At 38.6% G+C, this 17,897-nt stretch carries 19 protein-coding genes; 7 read left to right on the top strand and 12 right to left on the bottom strand.

Annotation, left to right across the window (positions count from 1 at the left end; all coding sequences use genetic code 11):
- Positions 1 to 37: 37 nt before the first annotated feature.
- The 4 genes from JTI58_RS03370 to JTI58_RS03355 are packed head-to-tail and all read right to left on the bottom strand — an operon-like array spanning position 38 to position 3,907.
- Positions 38 to 1,108, bottom strand: coding sequence for a sulfate/molybdate ABC transporter ATP-binding protein (locus JTI58_RS03370; protein WP_205445210.1), 1,071 nt, complete (start codon positions 1,106 to 1,108; stop codon positions 38 to 40).
- 15 nt (positions 1,109 to 1,123) lie between these two features.
- A complete protein-coding gene (cysW, locus tag JTI58_RS03365) occupies positions 1,124 to 1,999 on the bottom strand; it encodes a sulfate ABC transporter permease subunit CysW (RefSeq protein ID WP_205445209.1) in 876 nt (291 codons plus the stop codon).
- Between the two features lie 10 nt (positions 2,000 to 2,009).
- Positions 2,010 to 2,843: a sulfate ABC transporter permease subunit CysT gene (cysT, locus tag JTI58_RS03360; protein WP_205445207.1), complete on the bottom strand. Its 834-nt coding sequence runs from the start codon at positions 2,841 to 2,843 to the stop codon at positions 2,010 to 2,012.
- 11 nt (positions 2,844 to 2,854) lie between these two features.
- Positions 2,855 to 3,907 (bottom strand): sulfate ABC transporter substrate-binding protein, encoded by a 1,053-nt coding sequence (locus JTI58_RS03355; protein WP_205445206.1) that lies wholly within the window; start codon positions 3,905 to 3,907, stop codon positions 2,855 to 2,857.
- Between the two features lie 464 nt (positions 3,908 to 4,371).
- Here JTI58_RS03355 and JTI58_RS03350 point away from each other — a divergent pair, with 464 nt between their 5' ends.
- The 4 genes from JTI58_RS03350 (at position 4,372) to cysC (ending at position 7,950) form a co-directional block, all read left to right on the top strand.
- The gene (locus JTI58_RS03350) at positions 4,372 to 5,073 is read left to right on the top strand and encodes a phosphoadenylyl-sulfate reductase (RefSeq protein WP_205445203.1); all 702 of its coding nucleotides are present in this window, start codon (positions 4,372 to 4,374) and stop codon (positions 5,071 to 5,073) included.
- Between the two features lie 12 nt (positions 5,074 to 5,085).
- Entirely contained in the window at positions 5,086 to 6,150 is a 1,065-nt protein-coding gene (locus JTI58_RS03345; protein WP_205445202.1) for a sulfate permease, read from the top strand.
- Between the two features lie 70 nt (positions 6,151 to 6,220).
- Positions 6,221 to 7,360 (top strand): sulfate adenylyltransferase, encoded by a 1,140-nt coding sequence (gene sat, locus JTI58_RS03340; protein WP_205445200.1) that lies wholly within the window; start codon positions 6,221 to 6,223, stop codon positions 7,358 to 7,360.
- Complete coding sequence (cysC, locus tag JTI58_RS03335) at positions 7,357 to 7,950, top strand: adenylyl-sulfate kinase (protein ID WP_205445198.1); 594 nt, start codon at positions 7,357 to 7,359, stop codon at positions 7,948 to 7,950. Before sat ends, cysC begins: the two co-directional genes overlap by 4 nt.
- A 44-nt stretch (positions 7,951 to 7,994) precedes the next feature.
- Here the strand turns inward: cysC and mnhG are convergent, their stop codons facing one another.
- The 7 genes from mnhG to JTI58_RS03300 are packed head-to-tail and all read right to left on the bottom strand — an operon-like array spanning position 7,995 to position 13,753.
- Entirely contained in the window at positions 7,995 to 8,363 is a 369-nt protein-coding gene (gene mnhG / locus JTI58_RS03330; RefSeq protein ID WP_205445197.1) for a monovalent cation/H(+) antiporter subunit G, read from the bottom strand.
- Positions 8,347 to 8,628, bottom strand: coding sequence for a Na(+)/H(+) antiporter subunit F1 (locus tag JTI58_RS03325; protein ID WP_004228375.1), 282 nt, complete (start codon positions 8,626 to 8,628; stop codon positions 8,347 to 8,349). Before JTI58_RS03325 ends, mnhG begins: the two co-directional genes overlap by 17 nt.
- Positions 8,625 to 9,104 (bottom strand): Na+/H+ antiporter subunit E, encoded by a 480-nt coding sequence (locus JTI58_RS03320; RefSeq protein ID WP_205445195.1) that lies wholly within the window; start codon positions 9,102 to 9,104, stop codon positions 8,625 to 8,627. Before JTI58_RS03320 ends, JTI58_RS03325 begins: the two co-directional genes overlap by 4 nt.
- Positions 9,105 to 9,108: 4 nt before the next feature.
- On the bottom strand, positions 9,109 to 10,596 hold the full coding sequence (locus tag JTI58_RS03315; RefSeq protein ID WP_279381304.1) for a Na+/H+ antiporter subunit D: 1,488 nt from the start codon (positions 10,594 to 10,596) through the stop codon (positions 9,109 to 9,111).
- Positions 10,589 to 10,930 carry a Na(+)/H(+) antiporter subunit C gene (locus JTI58_RS03310; RefSeq protein WP_004228379.1) on the bottom strand — a complete coding sequence of 114 codons (342 nt, stop codon included), beginning with the start codon at positions 10,928 to 10,930 and terminating at the stop codon, positions 10,589 to 10,591. Before JTI58_RS03310 ends, JTI58_RS03315 begins: the two co-directional genes overlap by 8 nt.
- Positions 10,930 to 11,352: a Na(+)/H(+) antiporter subunit B gene (locus tag JTI58_RS03305; RefSeq protein ID WP_205445192.1), complete on the bottom strand. Its 423-nt coding sequence runs from the start codon at positions 11,350 to 11,352 to the stop codon at positions 10,930 to 10,932. The genes JTI58_RS03310 and JTI58_RS03305 overlap by 1 nt, the downstream gene beginning before the upstream one ends.
- Complete coding sequence (locus JTI58_RS03300; protein WP_205445190.1) at positions 11,339 to 13,753, bottom strand: Na+/H+ antiporter subunit A; 2,415 nt, start codon at positions 13,751 to 13,753, stop codon at positions 11,339 to 11,341. Before JTI58_RS03300 ends, JTI58_RS03305 begins: the two co-directional genes overlap by 14 nt.
- A gap of 155 nt (positions 13,754 to 13,908) precedes the next feature.
- On the opposite strand from JTI58_RS03300, the gene JTI58_RS03295 reads away from it, so the two are divergent.
- On the top strand, positions 13,909 to 14,472 hold the full coding sequence (locus tag JTI58_RS03295) for a DUF5366 family protein (protein ID WP_205445189.1): 564 nt from the start codon (positions 13,909 to 13,911) through the stop codon (positions 14,470 to 14,472).
- 483 nt (positions 14,473 to 14,955) lie between these two features.
- Here JTI58_RS03295 and JTI58_RS03290 read toward each other — a convergent pair whose 3' ends face one another.
- Positions 14,956 to 16,806 carry a transglycosylase domain-containing protein gene (locus JTI58_RS03290; RefSeq protein ID WP_205445187.1) on the bottom strand — a complete coding sequence of 617 codons (1,851 nt, stop codon included), beginning with the start codon at positions 16,804 to 16,806 and terminating at the stop codon, positions 14,956 to 14,958.
- 237 nt (positions 16,807 to 17,043) lie between these two features.
- On the opposite strand from JTI58_RS03290, the gene JTI58_RS03285 reads away from it, so the two are divergent.
- Both JTI58_RS03285 and JTI58_RS03280 read left to right on the top strand, forming a co-directional pair.
- Positions 17,044 to 17,631: a peptidylprolyl isomerase gene (locus JTI58_RS03285; protein ID WP_205445186.1), complete on the top strand. Its 588-nt coding sequence runs from the start codon at positions 17,044 to 17,046 to the stop codon at positions 17,629 to 17,631.
- A 22-nt stretch (positions 17,632 to 17,653) separates the two neighbouring features.
- Complete coding sequence (locus JTI58_RS03280) at positions 17,654 to 17,866, top strand: hypothetical protein (RefSeq protein WP_205445184.1); 213 nt, start codon at positions 17,654 to 17,656, stop codon at positions 17,864 to 17,866.
- The last annotated feature ends 31 nt before the right edge of the window (positions 17,867 to 17,897 follow it).

Below are 17,897 nucleotides of genomic sequence, written 5' to 3'. Positions count from 1 at the left end.
AACCATGTAGCAAATTTTTCTTTGCTACATGGTTTTTTTATATAGAATAATCTTCAGGAATAAACACCTTTAATTGTTTCGGCTTTACAAATACTTGGTCGCCCACTTTCAGTTGAAGAAGATGATATTGTTCTTTTGATAACTCAGCCTCTAAAAATTCATCAAGATCCTCACGGCGTAGCTCAATTTGGACGATAGGTCCTAGCAAATGAATATGGCTGATTTTAACAGGAACTGTACCTGAAATACTTGTTTTCTCAATCTGAATATCATGAGGACGTACATAGCCTATCGCATTGTCATCTGAATGTGTTAGGGCATCAGGTACATCAAGTGCAACTTCGCCATGCATGAGCTTACCATTATGTAAGCGACCCTTAAATAGATTGACATTGCCCAAGAAGTCATAGACAAATGGACTTTTTGGATTTGTATAGACCTCGTCTGGACTGCCAATTTGCTCGATTTTGCCATTGTTCATAACGACAATGCGATCTGCAACATCGAGAGCTTCCTCCTGGTCATGAGTGACAAAAATACTTGTAATATGAAATTCATCGTGCAACTTTCGGAGCCAGCGACGTAACTCCTTACGTACTTTTGCATCCAGAGCTCCAAATGGTTCATCTAGTAACAGTACCTTTGGCTCTACGGCAAGCGCTCTTGCCAGTGCTACACGTTGTCGTTGTCCACCTGAAAGCTGCGTTGGATACCGATCAGAGAAATTTTCAAGTTTCACAAGTCGCAATAACTCCATCACTTTATCTTTGATTTCTTGTTTTGAAGGTCTGCTTTTTCGAGGGCGGACCTTCAGCCCATAAGCTACATTGTCAAAGACCGTCATATGACGAAAAAGCGCATAATGTTGAAAGACAAAGCCCACATTGCGTTCCTTTGGGTGTCGATCTGTTATGGATTGCCCATCAAATAAAATGTTGCCGACATCACTTGTTTCAAGCCCAGCAATCACACGTAACAAAGAGGTTTTTCCTGATCCAGAAGGGCCAAGCAGTGCTACTAGCTCCCCAGACTGAATATGTATGGATATATCCTCTAGTGCCTGAAAGGAACCATATTTTTTGGATACGTTTTGAATTTGTATACTCATTGAGACCATCTCCTTTTAACTAGATTTTGATTTCCAAGCAATAATGTCCTTCACAATTAATGTAAAGATGGCCATAACGCTCATTAAGGAAGCAACTGCAAAGGCTGCTGCAAATTGATACTCATTGTAGAGAATTTCAATATGAAGCGGCATCGTATTAGTCATGCCACGAATATGGCCGGATACAACAGAGACGGCTCCGAATTCTCCGATGGCTCGTGCATTACATAAAATCAAACCATAGAACAATCCCCATTTAATATTGGGTAACGTGACATACCAAAAAGTTTTAAAGCCACTTGCCCCTAATGAAATGGACGCTTCCTCCTCAGATGTGCCTTGGGTCTGCATCAGCGGTATTAATTCACGTGCAACAAAGGGCAATGTGACGAAAATTGTGGCAAGGACAATGCCAGGAAGTGCAAAAACAATTTTAATATCATGTGCAAACAACCACTCACCAAACAGTCCCTGTGAGCCAAACAATAAAATAAACACTAAACCTGCGATAACAGGGGAAACGGCAAAAGGTAAATCTACCATGGTAAGTAATAGATTTTTCCCTTTAAAATTAAACTTTGTGAGTGCCCATGCAGCCATTACGCCAAAGATCGCATTGAGTGGTACAGTAATAGCTACGACGATTAATGTAAGCTTAATAGCAGCTAATGCATCTGGATGTGTAATCGCAGCAAAGTAAACGTCGACTCCTTTTTGAAAGGCTGTAATAAAAATAGATACTAAAGGTAGTACGATAAAGAAAGCTAAAAAAGCTAAAGCAATAAATATTAACGTATAGCGAATAATACGAGGCTCCTGTAGGGCAGCAGACTGTGTGGCTGCTTTATTTTTTTCTGTACTAGCCTGCTGAATAAAAGTTGATTGTTCCATATAGTACCTCCTAATGTACAAACCGACGATTGGCTAGCCATTGTATCAAGTTAATAGTGAACAACAAGATAAAGGATGTCACAAGCATGACAACAGCTATCGCTGTTGCCCCCGCATAATCATATTGCTCAAGCTTTGTCATAATAATTAATGGGGTAATTTCCGTTTTCATCGGCATATTTCCTGCAATAAAAACAACGGAGCCATATTCACCTAAAGCACGAGCAAAGGCCAAGGAAAAGCCAGTTAAAATAGCTGGTACTAGCTCTGGTAAGATGACTTTACGAAAGGTTTGTAAACGATTAGCACCAAGGCTTGCCGAAGCTTCTTCGACCTCAGCACTAATATTTTGTAAGACAGGCTGGACCGTACGTACAACAAAGGGTAGCCCGATAAAGGTTAAAGCAATAATGATGCCAAGAGGTGTAAAGGCAATTTTAAAATCAAAAAATTGACCGATCCAACCATTTGGCGCATAGAGAGATGTTAAAGCAATACCAGCGACAGCAGTAGGTAATGCAAAGGGTAAGTCTACAAGCCCATCAATGATTCGTTTAAAGGGAAATTGATAGCGAACGAGTACCCATGCAATAATCGTACCGAAAATCACATTTAGTAAGCCTGCGATCAGCGCAGTGCTGAAGCTCACTTTATAGGAAGCAACAGCACGAGGATCTGTAATGATATCGATAAATGCTGACCAGCTTAAGGACATGGTATGAATGAAAATCATCGAAAGTGGTAGTAACACTAGTAAACTAACGTATAGCATCGTATACCCAAGAGATAAATGAAAGCCTGGAATAATTCGACGCGATTTTTTAGGAATGATTAAACTACTCATCAAAACGCTCCTTATTGTGGTACGTATATATCATCGAAGGTACCACCATCTTTAAAATGGGTTGCTTGTGCTTCTGCCCAGCCGCCGAAATCATCAATGGAAACAAGTTCAAGCTGAGGGAATTGCTCTTTATATTTTTCTAAAATCGTTTCATTACGTGGTCGATAATAATTTTTCGCCGCAATTTCTTGCCCAATATCACTATATAAATGCTGTAAGTAAGCTTCAGCGACTTCACGTGTCCCTTTTTTATCTACGATTTTGTCTACAACGGCAACGGGTGGCTCTGCTAAAATGCTTAATGAAGGCGTGATGATTTCAAACTCATCCTTACCTAATTCATTGAGAGAGAGGTATGCTTCATTCTCCCACGCAATTAAGACATCTCCAATTTTGCGTTCTACGAATGTTGTTGTTGCCCCACGAGCGCCAGAGTCAAGTACTTCGACATTGCTATAAAGTGATTTCATAAATTCTTTTATTTTTGTTTCATCATTGTTATATAACTTTCCGGCATATGCCCAAGCAGCTAAATAGTTCCAACGTGCACCACCAGATGTTTTGGGATTAGGCGTAATGACAGACACGTCGTCTTGAATCAGATCATCCCAATCTTGTATGTTTTTTGGATTCCCTTTGCGTACTAAAAAAACAATTGTCGATGTATAGGGAGTGGAATTATTATCAAACTCAGTTTGCCAATCTTTATTCAACAGCTCGCGTGTTTGAGCAATTTCATCAATATCGTAAGCGAGTGCGAGGGTTACAACGTCGGCTTCAAGACCATCAATAACTGCACGTCCTTGTTTGCCGGATCCACCATGTGATTGATTAATTGTGACATCTTGGCCGGTTTCATCCTTCCAGTTCTTTATAAAATCTTTGTTGAACTCATCGTAAAGTTCGCGTGTTGGGTCATAGGAGACATTTAGTAGCTCTACAGACTTTTTGTCTTCTTGACCACTTCCTTTTTCATCCGAGCTGGCACTTCCACAGCCAGTTAAACTAAGCGTTAGAATAGTTAGTAATGCCAATGATTGGAGAACATAGCTCCTTTTTTTCATAATTAATTCGCCCCTTTTCTGTCTAAAGAATGCAAAAAGCCATCACCCACAATGAAATGACAACATGGGTAGATGGCCTTCAGATCCTCTGATCAGCGCTTTTTTATTTAGGTCAAAGCTTTAATAATACGTTAAACATATATTTCCTATTAGTCAACAAGGAATTAAGAAAAAGATTATTTATTTCGAAAATTAATAAGGGTGTCCCTAGATACCACTCATCATATGCAACAAAGAACCGAAAAAAGTGGGTGTATGAAAAAGATATTCAAAAAACCTAGTTGACTGCTTGGTGTACACTAGTATATATTTGGTAATAAGAAGAATGATTGTGGTACGAGGTAGCAACTACTAGTGAACAATCATTATATAAAGAGCTGGCTAGTCAAACTAGAGGCGTTTTAACAAAGACCTGTTTTCCTGTGTCTTGTGTTAGAACGCCTTTTTGCTATGAGGGGGATTCGATGTTAACTTACGAAAATTGGCAAGAACCGATCATTGATTTTCAGGTCGATGATTTGTATAAGGCTGCACTAGAGGTTTTACAGTGGAGCTATCAACAATATGGAGATGAAATCGTCTATGCATGTAGCTTTGGTATTGAGGGCATTGTCTTAATTGATCTCATTTCAAAGGTAAAGCCTAACGCTACGATTGTTTTTTTAGATACAGATGTACATTTTAAAGAAACCTATGAAACCATTAATAAAGTCAAAGAAAAATATCCACAACTCAACATTGTCATGAAAAAGCCAGCCCTTACACTAGAGCAACAAGCTACACAACATGGTGACGAACTATGGAAATCTAACCCAAATAAGTGCTGTGATATTCGTAAGATAAAGCCTTTGCACGAAGCCTTGTCAGGTAAAAAGGCTTGGATATCAGGCTTACGTCGTGAGCAATCACCAACACGTCAACAGACAAACTTTCTAAATCGTGACGATAAATTTAAATCGATTAAAGTTTGTCCTTTGATTCATTGGACTTGGAAGGATATTTGGCGCTATGTTTCAAAGCACAGTCTGCCATATAATCCGTTACATGATCAAGGCTATCCAAGTATCGGCTGTGAGCATTGTACGAAACCGGCATTTACGATGGAGGATTTACGTTCAGGTAGGTGGCAAGGTTCTGGTAAAACCGAGTGCGGGTTACATGAATAAAGGAGTTCTGCCATGCTTGAATATTTTGCAATAGCTATTAGTTTATTTTTTGCAATGAACATCGGGGCAAGCGGAGCTGCCGCCTCAATGAGTGTTGCCTATGGTGCAGGTGCCATCAAAAAAGCGTGGCAAGCATTGCTATTATGTGCGATAGGCGTCTACAGTGGAGCTGTATTAGGCGGAGGAGAAGTAGTCAAAACGATTAGCTCAGGCATTATGCCTCAGGAATATATTACGGTAAAGGTTGTCATCATTATCTTAATTTCTGCGACAAGTTCGTTATTTTTCGCCAATCTTTTAGGCATCCCCTTATCAACGAGTGAAGTAACAGTGGGTGCTGTCGTTGGTGTAGGAATTGCTTATAAAGTATTATTCGTCAATTCGCTGCTCGTCATCATATCATTTTGGGTGATTGTACCGCTTGTTGCCTTTGTCATTGCTCTTGTATGTGGAAAGCTATTATATAAATTACAAAACAGAGGACTGCTTAAAGATCGTCCGATTTTAACTGTTCTTCTCGTATTAGCTGGATTTTTCGAAGCATTTTCAGCGGGAATGAATAATGTTGCCAATGCAGTTGGACCGCTGGTAGGAGCAGGAATGATGGATGTGACAACGGGCATTGTGCTTGGCGGTGCATTTGTTGCAATAGGTGCTATGTTACTTGGTAAACGAGTGCTTGAAACAAACGGTAAGAAAATTGTGCGCTTTCAAAAGGCAGAAGGCATTCTCATTTCAAGTACAGGCGCACTGCTTGTTGGCGTAAGCTCAATTTTTGGGCTTCCAGTACCATTAACACAAGTAACTTCTTCTTCCATCATCGGGATGGGGATGGCGAAAAACGGTAAGCAAATTTTCCATCAGCATATTGTGAAAAAAATTATACGTATTTGGGTTGTATCACCCATCTTTTCATTAGTCATTTCTTATTTTTTAGTGCAGTTATTTTTAGAAAAAGACCTTTATGTCATTATTTTGAATGGCAGTATTATCATAGGGACGCTAGGGGTCATTAGCCTGATGCGCATGATGCGTGAAGAAGAGCAATCTATCTATGATGAAGGGGAAGGCATTTAAATTGAATCGTATCATCACTATATTTTAACTATAAAACTTAGTATTTAACCAGAATTAGGAGGAGATTTTAATGAGTTTACAACCACATGGTGGGCTACTTGTGCAGGCATTTTATCCAGAAAAAGAGATCACAACTATTCACAAGGAAATTGAGCTGGATGCGATTTCGTTGAGTGATTTAGAGCTAATCGCTGTAGGGGGCTATAGCCCAATCGAAGGCTTTTTAACACAAGCAGACTATGAGTCGGTCGTGGAGCAAAGTCGTTTAGCTTCAGGTATAGTATGGAGTATTCCGATTACATTACCTGTTACAAAAGAGAAAGCGGCCACTTTACAGCCTGGTGACGAGGTGAAATTAGTTTATGATAATGAAGTTTATGGCGTTATTGAAGTAGCCGATATTTATGAACCGAATAAACGAAAAGAGGCTTTGCTTGTATATGGGACAGAGGATTTAGCACATCCGGGCGTTCAAAAGCTCTTTGATCGTCCTGCCATTTATGTTGGAGGAAAAATTACATTAATTAAACGTCTTGCACAAAAGTTCCCTGCGTATTCATTTGACCCAGTGGAAACGCGCCAATTATTTGCTGACAAGGGATGGAAAACCATTGTCGGCTTCCAAACACGTAATCCAGTCCATAGAGCGCATGAATATATTCAAAAGGCAGCACTTGAAACAATTGATGGGTTATTTTTAAATCCACTTGTCGGTGAAACAAAGTCAGATGATGTATCAGCCGCTATACGTATGGAGAGCTATGAGGTTTTATTGCAGAACTATTATCCTGAAAGCCGTGTACAATTAGGTATTTTCCCAGCCGCAATGCGGTATGCAGGACCAAAGGAAGCTATTTTTCATGCCCTTGTTAGAAAAAATTATGGTTGTACCCATTTTATTGTAGGCCGTGATCATGCAGGGGTTGGTGATTATTACGGCACATACGATGCACAAAAGATTTTTGAACAGTTTACTGAAGATGAATTAGGAATTGTCCCACTAAAATTTGAGCATAGCTTTTATTGTCAGCAATGTGAAGGCATGGCTACGACAAAAACGTGTCCACATGATAGCTCTGCTCATGTCATTCTATCAGGAACGAAGGTACGAGAGATGCTACGAAATGGCGAAGTACCACCAAGTACATTCAGTCGTAAAGAAGTCGTAGACATTTTAATTAAAGGTATGAGTAAGGAGGTAGTGAAATGAGTTCAAACATTGTTTGGCATGAAGCTTCCATTACAAAAGAGGAACGCCGTTCAAAAAATAAACATCAAAGCTTTATTTTATGGTTTACGGGTTTATCGGCTTCAGGGAAATCATCCGTGGCCAATGCCTTTGCCCGTCGATTATTTGAAAGGAGCAATCAAGCCTTCGTATTAGATGGTGATAATGTGCGCCATGGCTTGAATAGTGACTTAGGATTCGATGAGGCAGGGCGCAAAGAAAATATTCGTCGAATAGGTGAAGTTTCTAAGCTATTTATAGAAAGCGGTCAAATTGTGCTAACAGCTTTTATTTCGCCTTATCGGGAAGATCGTCAGGTAGTCCGTGAGCTTGTAGAGGATGGCGAATTTTTAGAGGTCTATGTCAAGTGTTCAGTAGAAACATGTGAAAAAAGAGATCCAAAAGGTTTGTATAAAAAAGCAAGGAATGCAGAAATTACTAATTTCACAGGGATTAGTGCTCCATACGAAGAACCAATCAACCCAGAAGTTATTTTGGATACAGAACAGCATTCTATTGAAGAATGTGTGGAACAGCTGACGCATATTTTAACTGACAAAGGATATATTTAATAAAAAATCTGCTCGATATTATTAATCGGGCAGATTTTTACTGTTTATTTTACACCTTGTTCCTTTTTCATTCTGTCAATTTCAGGACCTAATTCATCACGTACTGTTCCTTTCCATGGCTTAACACCAGCTATATAGGAAGAACGCGTCATAATGTGTCCTCCAACAGGACCAGTGATGAAGAGGAATAATATCCCTAATAAAATACGAGGGTTGAAATGATCTTCAATTAGCCAAAAGTGAAAGAATACACCGATTAGCACACACATGACGCCAAGAGTTGCACTTTTTGAAGCAGCATGGGCACGTGTATACAAATCAGGTAAGCGGACAAGTCCAATGGCTGTCACGACAATAAAGAGTACTCCAACAGTAATGAAAAAGATAACTAAACTATTAGCGAGAATTATCACGTTTAATGATATCTCCTTTCTCTATGAATTTAGAGAAAGCCATCGTGCCGATAAACGATAAGATTGCTAGCAATAAAATGATTTCAAGAAAGAAGCTTGTTTCCACTAAAATCGAAAATAGTCCGATGAGGGAAATGAGTGAAACACCAAGTGAATCCAAAGCTACAACACGGTCAGAAGCGGAAGGACCTTTTACCATTCGATAAATGACCGCTATCATCGATAAGCAAATCACTACGATTACAGCAATAATAAATGTTGTCATGATTTACTCACCTCCAAAATTGCTTTTTCAAATGAATCTCGAATGGAAGCAATGGCTTCATCCACATCGCTAATATCAATTGCATGTACATATAGTGTTTTCGCATCATCCGATACATGCACTACGACTGTTCCTGGTGTTAACGTAATTAGACTCGATAATAACGTGATTTCCCAGTCTTGCGTTAAAACAGTTGGATAAGCAAAAAAGGCAGGTTGCATGTCCAGCTTAGGCTTTAACACTACTTTTAACACTTGAACATTTGCTAAAATTAACTCTTTAAAGAACAACAACGTTAATTTTAGAAGGGCCCATAATCGATAGACATAAAGACGAGACTTGAAAAACCTCCGCATGAGAATAAGTAAAAATATTCCCATAATGAATCCAATGATAAAACCAGTTGCTGTGTAATTAGAGGAAAGGAACATCCAGACGAAGGCAAGTACAAAATTTAAAATCATTTGAAATGCCATAGTGCTAATCCTCCTTCATTACAGCATCTATATAGATAGATGGATCATTTAATAGTTTTGCTGCATCATCCATAAATGGCGTAATCCATTCGGAACCCACACCATAGGCTACAGTAATAAGTACTAACAAGGCAGTCGGCATAAACAGCATCTTATAGATAGATTTGTCGACTGTACCTTGTGTTTCTTTTTCCTCACCCCAAAAGGCATAGAGGAAAATACGGATCACGGACAATAGGACAAGCAGTGAAGATGCTAAAATGAAAATACTACTCCACATACTTCCAGCCTCAAAGCCCCCCTGTACAATTAACAGCTTTCCAACAAATCCGCTAAGTGGTGGAATTCCAGCTAAGCCAAAAGCTGCTATTAAATAACACCAACCAAGTGCAGGGTATTTTTTCATGAGTCCACCCATCTTACGCAAATCCGATGTACCCGTAATATAGATGACAATGCCGATTAGCATAAAGAGCGCGGCCTTTATCAGCATATCGTGAATTAAATAAAACATAGCACCTTTTAATGAAGTCTCATTCATTTGAGAGACACCAAATAAAATGACACCAACCGCAATGACAATGTTATAGATAATAATGAGTTTTACATCAAAATAAGCGAGTGCTCCAATGCATCCAGCTACAATTGTTGCAATAGCTAATGCCATTAGTAAGTTATGCGTATAGAATAAATCATGTACAAAAAATAGTGTATAGGTACGTGTAATGGCATATACCCCAACCTTTGTGAGCAGAGCGCCAAATAATGCTAAGACAGGAATAGGCGCTGCCGCGTACGAAGTAGGAAGCCAAAAATATAATGGGAAAATGGCCGCTTTTAGTCCAAATACCATTAAAAATAGTACGGCAATAACAGTAATAATTCCTGGTTGATTAATCTCAGCAATTTTCACCGCAATATCGGCCATGTTTAATGTCCCTACAACAGAATATAAATAGGCAACGGTAATAACAAATAAGGCCGAAGAAATAACATTAATTAAAATATATTTAATAGACCCTTTCAGTTGCCCCTTCTCACCACCTAAAACGATAAGTAGATAGGAAGCCATTAACAATACTTCGAAGAAAACAAATAAGTTAAAAATATCGCCTGTTGTAAAGGCTCCATTGACCCCAGTTAAAATAAACATAATACCAGGGTAATAAAAGAAGCGTTCACGCTCCTTCGTAATGGAACCAAAGCCATACCAAACAACAAATAGCGCAATCAGCAATGTTGTTGTAACGAGCAATGCAGATACCATATCAGATACCATTGTAATACCGTAAGGAACGGGCCAGTTTCCAAATGTGACCTTTTGAATACCATCATGTTTCACTTTTAAAAGAAGTGAAAGGGCAGAAAAGAGGCCTAGTCCAATTCCAAGTAATGAAAATGATCGTTGATAGGTTAGATTTTTTTGTCCAAACATTAAAATCATACCGAAGAAAAATGGAATGATAATCGGTAGTAGTAGGAAGTTATTCATCCTCATCACTTCCTCTCATTAAGCTAATATCATCCGTGTTAAGCTCCTGATAGGAACGATAGGCAAGTACAAGGAAGAATGCTGTTACCCCAAAGCTTATAACAATCGCAGTTAAAATAAGTGCTTGGGGTAAGGGATCAGCAAACGTTTTGGCTCCTTCGTTTAAGACAGGTGGAGCTTCGCCACCAAGACCACCCATCGTTAAGATCAGTAGATGAGCACCATGACTTAACAGACCTGTTCCAATAATAATGCGCAATAAACTTTTCGATAAGATTAAATAGACCGCTGCCATAAAGAGAAAGCCGATCACAAAGGCCATAATTATTTCCATTATTCATCCTCCCCAATCGTTTGAATAATGGTCATCGTAACACCGACAACAACCAAATAGACACCGCTATCAAAAAGCATAGCCGTGTGTAATGACTGTTTGCCTAGAAGCGGTAAATCGAAATAATCAAAGAAATGTGTGAAAAACGGTTTGCCCACAAACATTGGGTATGCCGCAGTAGCAAGGGCTAATAGTAAGCCAATGGCTGTTAAATACGTGTAATTAATAGGTAGAATATGACGGACTGTATTGATATCATAGGCTAACACTAAAAGAACAAGTGCACTTGATGTTAACAGACCCCCAACAAAGCCTCCACCAGGCGTATAGTGACCAGCTAAAAAAATATGAATGGAGAAGAAGAAAATAATGAAAAATACAATTTTAGCTGTAAATTGTATGACCACATCATTTGTTTTCATGAGTGTTCCCCTTTCTATTCATACGTAACTTAATCATAGCTAAGATGGCCATGCCGGCAATGCCGAGTACTGTAATTTCAAATAATGTATCGAAACCACGATAGTCTACTAAAATTACATTTACAATATTTCCGCCACCAGCTAATGAATAAACGGTTTCCTCGTAGTACTTAGCAATAGAGGGAATTAGTTTTTGGGAATGAGCTGATAGGGCAACAAGTGTTACCATCACACCAACTGCAATCGAAACAACGGCACGATTTAACTGGAATCTCATTCGCTCCTCGCGCTTACCAAGCTTAGGTAGATGGTAAAATGCTAATAAAAATAGTGCTACTGAAATCGTTTCAATAACGAGCTGTGTCAGCGCTAGATCAGGTGCGTTAAAAATGACAAAGAATAAGGCTACAGTATAGCCTACAGTACCAAGCCCAATAATGGCCGTTAAACGTGACTTGGCCAAAATGGTGATGGCAGTACCAATTAGTAAAACGACGATCAAGATTATTTCGTATAGATTTATTGGTGAGGCTCCTTGGAATGAAATACTAAAAGCATCTTTCATGAAAAGAGAGCCGATAACAATTACAGTAATTCCACTAAACATATAGAGTAAATAGTGACGCATAGAGCCTGTCATATAGCGTCGAGATAAACGATTTAAGCCAACGTCTAAACCCTGCATGATTTTGTCATAGGCATTGTTTAATGTTAAAGCTTGCGGGAATCGCTGATACATCCCTTGCCATTTTGGTAAGGCGACAAATAACAATACCCCAACAATGATAATTCCAATAGTCATCAGTAGCTCAGGAGTGATTTTACCATGCCAAGCAGATACATGAATATCAACAGCTTGAGGTGTATCATACAAAAATGGCTGAATCGCTTGGACAGCTGGTTTTACAAAGGTATTGCCAATAAAGTTAGGGATAAAGAAGATTGTCACAACTAAAGCCGCTAAAAGTATTGGAGAAATTAGCATACCAATCGGTGCCTCATGTGGTTTATGAGGTAACTGCTCAGGTTTGTAATTTCCATTAAATGTTCGGAAAACAAAATAAAAGCTATAGATAAAGGTGAAAATACTAGCAATCCAAGCAACAATAGGGAAGAGTGCACCCCATGTTTCAAAGCCGAAAAATTCAAACTTTTGAAGGGCAAGCATGGCTGTTAAAAACATCTCTTTACTTAAGAAGCCATTAAATGGTGGAAGACCAGCCATGGATAAGCTTCCTATTGCAGCCACAGTAAAACTAATTGGCATGATACTCATTAATCCGCCAAGTTTACGAATATCTCGAGTTCCTGTTTCATGATCAACAATGCCTGCAATCATGAAAAGACTGCCTTTAAATGTAGCATGATTGATAAGGTGGAAAATGGCAGCAAATGCAGCAAATTTAATGGTATCGACTGAGCCATTTGTATGAAAAGCAACAGCGCTTGCGCCGAGTAGTGACATAATAAGACCAAGCTGACTGACTGTAGAGAATGCTAGGATACCTTTTAAATCTGTTTGCTTCACTGCAAAGAAGGAACCCCAGAATAAAGTTAAGATACCTACACCTGTTACAAGCCACACCCAAAGCTCAGAGGCTGCAAATATCGGCGTAAATCGTGCAACTAAATAGATACCTGCTTTGACCATTGTTGCCGAGTGAAGGTATGCACTTACTGGTGTTGGCGCTTCCATGGCATCTGGTAACCAAATGTAAAATGGGAATTGCGCGGATTTTGTAAATGCGCCCAAGAGTATTAGGATAAGTGACCAAGTGAATAAAGGTTGATCTACTAAATTAGGTGCCATGACAATCAATTCTCGAATGGAGTAGGTCCCTCCCATTAAATAAAGCAGAACAAAGCCACCTAGCATCATTAAGCCGCCGCCAACTGTAATCATCATAGACTTTAATGCACCGAAGCGTGAGGCATCCCGATTATACCAATAGCCGATGAGTAAAAATGATGATATGGACGTTAGCTCCCAAAAGAAATAGAGTGTAATTAAATGATCTGACTGTACTACTCCCAGCATGGCTGACATAAATAACAGTAAGTAAACATAAAAGTTATGTAATTTTTCTTTATGTTTATCTAAGTAAAAAATGGAGTAAAGCACAACTAACGAGCCAATTCCAGTAATGAGTAATGAGAATAATAAGCTGAGTCCATCTAAATATGAGATGATGGAAATATCAAGCGATGGAATCCAAGGGAGCTCTGCAGTAAATACTTCCCCCTTAGCCACTTGAGCAATATATGTTGCATAAATAATCGCAAGCGTAGCAGGTACAGCAAGAACAAACCAACCTGTGTGAATATTTTTCATGCGTTTATATAATAATGGCACTAATATTGCAACAAGCATTGGAATAAAAATATAAAGTACTTGTAACAAAAAAACCCTCCTTTATGCAGGTAAGTATCCCAATTATAACGTACTTTAATTGAGGATGCATATGTACTATTGGGATTTAGCTTGCGGTCGTTAGAGAATTTTCGTTATATTATAAATAGGAAGTTATCAATAAAAATAGAGGAAAAAAATTTTTTATGAGGAACCCATATATCTATGGTTATCTACCATTAATTACAATTTTATTGTTTAGTTTGACATTTGGTATGTATGCTGTTGGTAAATCATTACAGATTTTTCAAGCCATCGGTGTGTATTCAGGTATGCGAGAGTTTTTATCTGATTTTGAATTACGTGTATTTTTACTCATTGTTTTTGCCATTGTTTTTTTTATGTTATTTTCGGCTCTTAAACTTGTAGGGGAAACCATTCATGAAGTAGGAATGCTGTTTTTTTCAAAGGATAACGAAGGAGCCACTGTAAGTCAGGCTCGTGGCGGCTATATAATCTTATTTGTAGGTGCCATGTGTTCCGCATTTGCCATCCAATTTATTTATGTTTTAATTGGTATCTTTGTGATAACGATATTTGCCTACTTTATTTATCTGATTTATAAAATGAGTCATTTTATATCAATGGGCGGCACAATTGGTCTATTAATCTTTGAGCTATTTATGTGGATGATTCTTTTAACGCTTGTTATTTATGTTGTGTTGAAACTATACAATGGTATTTTGGCAAGTTTGCCATTTGCAAATTAATACATACTATTAAAAAGGTGATGTCAACAACGGCAGAAAAAGCAAGTTTGAAAGGCGAGAGGTTGATTTCCGTTCCACCAGCGTCCTTTCCAGAGGGCGTCAGCTGAGCCGCTTCACTCACTAACGTTGGTTCCAGGGTCCCATCTGTGACGCTGTCTCCACTCCAATTAACCATTTTGCAAAAGTGTCTTTTCCTTTTCTTTCATACTAACAGTAGTGAAAAATGTGGAGAAGTGATTCGTGACATCACCTCTCCAAAAAATGAGTAGTGAACATCTTCACTTTATTTGAAAACCTTTTCTAAATTTGTGGGGAGGAGTGGAGCGGTAGCGGAGGAAGCGGCTCGGCGCCCGCCCACAGGAAAGCAAGTAGCCTGTAACGGAAATCCATTTTCACCTTTCACAAAAATTGTATAGATGGTTTTGTTTTTCAACACTATGAAAAGGTAGTAGTCTCAGCGACTACTACCTTTTGGTTATTTCACTACTCAAGCAAAATATTAAATAATTGATGGTGGATTTTGTATTCCTCTAATTGCTGCATCGATTGAGGTTTATCATATCCTAGCCAAACAGCGGCAGTATAATCATCATTGAGCCCCGCAAGCCAGTAGTCTCGATAGTCATTCGTTGTCCCTGTTTTTGCACCGACGTAGCTGCTGTTACTATAGACACCTTGACCCGTACCGTTTGCTACAACATCTGCAAGGAGTTCACGCATGTATTTTACTGTTTTAGGAGACCAGATCTGATCACGCTGTGTATCCCAACTATAAAGCTCTGTTCCATCTAAAGCTGTAACTTTTCGTATACTATGTGCAAGAACATAAGAGCCATCAATAAAGCTTGTATAAGCATCTGCTAGTTCTAATGCTGTCACACCATAGGTTAATCCTCCTAATGATGCGGCATAGTTATGATCTTTCTCTACAATGGAGCGGAAGTGAAAGCGATTAAGGTAGTCAAAGGCTGTTTCAACGCCAACTGTTTGAAAGAGACGCAGTGCAGATGTATTATAGCTGTGTCGAAAAGCAGTACGAATAGAAACATCACCATACGTATAGCCTCCATAGTTTTGGGGGCAAAAGGAGCCCACACAATAACGACCACCATTGACAATCGAATCAGGTGTATGGGATGTCGTTTCGAAAAATGGTGCATAGACTGCCATTGGCTTAAAGGCAGACCCTGGCTGACGTGTTCCTTGGAATGCACGATGAAAATCAAATTTTTCATAGTTCTTTCCTGCATACAGACTGACTATTTCTCTTGATTGGTTTTCAATGACCGCACCTGCTGCTTGCAATGGGCTAGCCTCAAGAATAGCTGACATTTTTTCCTCATCATGCTGCTGTTTAGTTGGATCAAGCGTCGTTTGAATGATGAGTCCATTTTGAAATAATGTATGAAGTCGATTATCTAATTGTACTTTAATGTTTTTCTTCTCTTCCTCATTAACTGTAATGCTTAGTCGATCCGCATAACCTTCTTTTTCTGCAACTAGCCATTTTAGCTCTTGAAGAACATAAGTGCTATACATTGGATAACTTTGAATTTTATCTTTCACATTTAATGTAATGGGAGTAGCTTTATTTTTTTTTGCCTCTTCCTCTGTAATCGCCCCATTTGCTGCAAGGGTATCTAACAATCGTTCCTGCCTCGCTTTAGTTTGATCAAAATTTTTTAAAGGATTGTAAAGGGAGGGGTTATTTGGGATAGCAGCAATGAAAGCTATTTCAGCAATAGATAATTCTTGGAGTGGCTTTTGAAAATAATAAGTGGCTGCTCCGCCAATGCCATAAACTTGATTGCTAAAATAGGATTCATTCAGGTACATTGTTAAAATGGCATCTTTATCAAATTCTTTTTCTAATTCATATGCATAAAAAAGCTCTGTCAATTTCCGTTCATATGTTTTTTCCTCAGATAAATAACGCATTCGAACAAGCTGTTGTGTGATGGTACTACCACCTTGAGAGGTGGTGTTACTATTTGAATTAGCTACAACCGCACGAATAATCGCACTTAAATCAAAGCCGATATGCTCATAAAAATCAGCATCCTCACTTGTGATGAATATTTCCTGGGCAATTTGTGGAATTTCTTGTAAACTTAGTGGCTGCCGCCATTCGACATATTCCTCACTAAATGTTTGCCCATTTCGATCAATAAGGGTAACAGGTAGCTGGGCTTCTACCTCAGGTAAATGTATAGCATTTGTCATTTGCTCCTCATGTGCTTGTGCTATATTGATTTCTGTTTTAATGTTTGTGCTAATCCACCATAAAGCAGGGAGGGATAAAACGATAATAAAAAAACCAAAAGCCTTTTTCATGTGTGCCTCCACTCTTTCTATAAATCCTTCATCAGAATAACATATTTTGGATTGATTCCAAATACTCGCTCGGACCTATTTACTTCGTTTTAAAAATGAATAGTAAAAGTGCAAAAATCGTCAATACTTTGAGGGAGAAAACCAATAAGAAGTATGTTAGACTAAAATGAGGTCAGAAAGGATGCACGGGCATCTTTTTCATTGAAACTGAAATTTATCATTAAAGGAGAGACTTCCATGTTTCCACAATTAACAACAGACGTACAAGCAGGCGAAGTGCTTGTAGAAATGAACACAACATTAGGTGCTGTCAAAATTAAATTATTCCCTGAGCACGCACCAAAAACGGTTGAGAACTTTTTAGGGCATGCTAAATCAGGCTACTATAACGGCATTGTTTTCCACCGTGTTATTCAAGACTTCATGATTCAGGGTGGCGACCCAACTGGTACTGGTATGGGCGGAGAATCAATTTGGGGTAATTCCTTTGAAGATGAGTTCTCAGATCAATTATTTAACCTACGTGGAGCGCTTTCAATGGCAAATGCAGGTCCAAATACAAATGGTTCTCAATTCTTTATTGTACAAATGAAGCACCTTCCAAGTGATATGCTTCGTCAATTACAAGGGGCAGGCTTCCCAGAAGAGATCATCGAAGCTTATGCTCAAAATGGTGGTACACCTTGGTTAGACCATAAACACACAGTATTCGGTCATGTTGTAGAAGGTATGGACATTGTGGATAAAATTGCGGATGTGGAAAAAGATTTCCGTGACAAACCATTAGAAGATGTGAAAATTGAGTCAATTACAGTCTTTGAATAATACTTATAAGGACGTGTAGAACATGCAAAACTTTATGTATCAATTTTTATATTTCCCAGAAGACAAATCAGGTTATATTCCAGCAGCATTTGAATTTTTAATTATGCTGATTTTATGTATTATCGTGTTTACGCTTTTCAGAAAAATTTCTAAGAAACAAGAATTGAAATCAAAAGAAATTGAAGCACGTATTCTAGCGGATAAGAAAAACACAAACAATCAACAGAATATCTAAAAAAAAAGGAATCTGCTTGCCACGGAGGGCG

Source organism: Lysinibacillus fusiformis, from assembly GCF_016925635.1.
GTDB lineage: Bacteria > Bacillota > Bacilli > Bacillales_A > Planococcaceae > Lysinibacillus > Lysinibacillus fusiformis_F.
The sequence above is the reverse complement of the archived record's forward strand: the minus strand, read 5'-3'. Positions and strand labels throughout refer to the sequence as shown.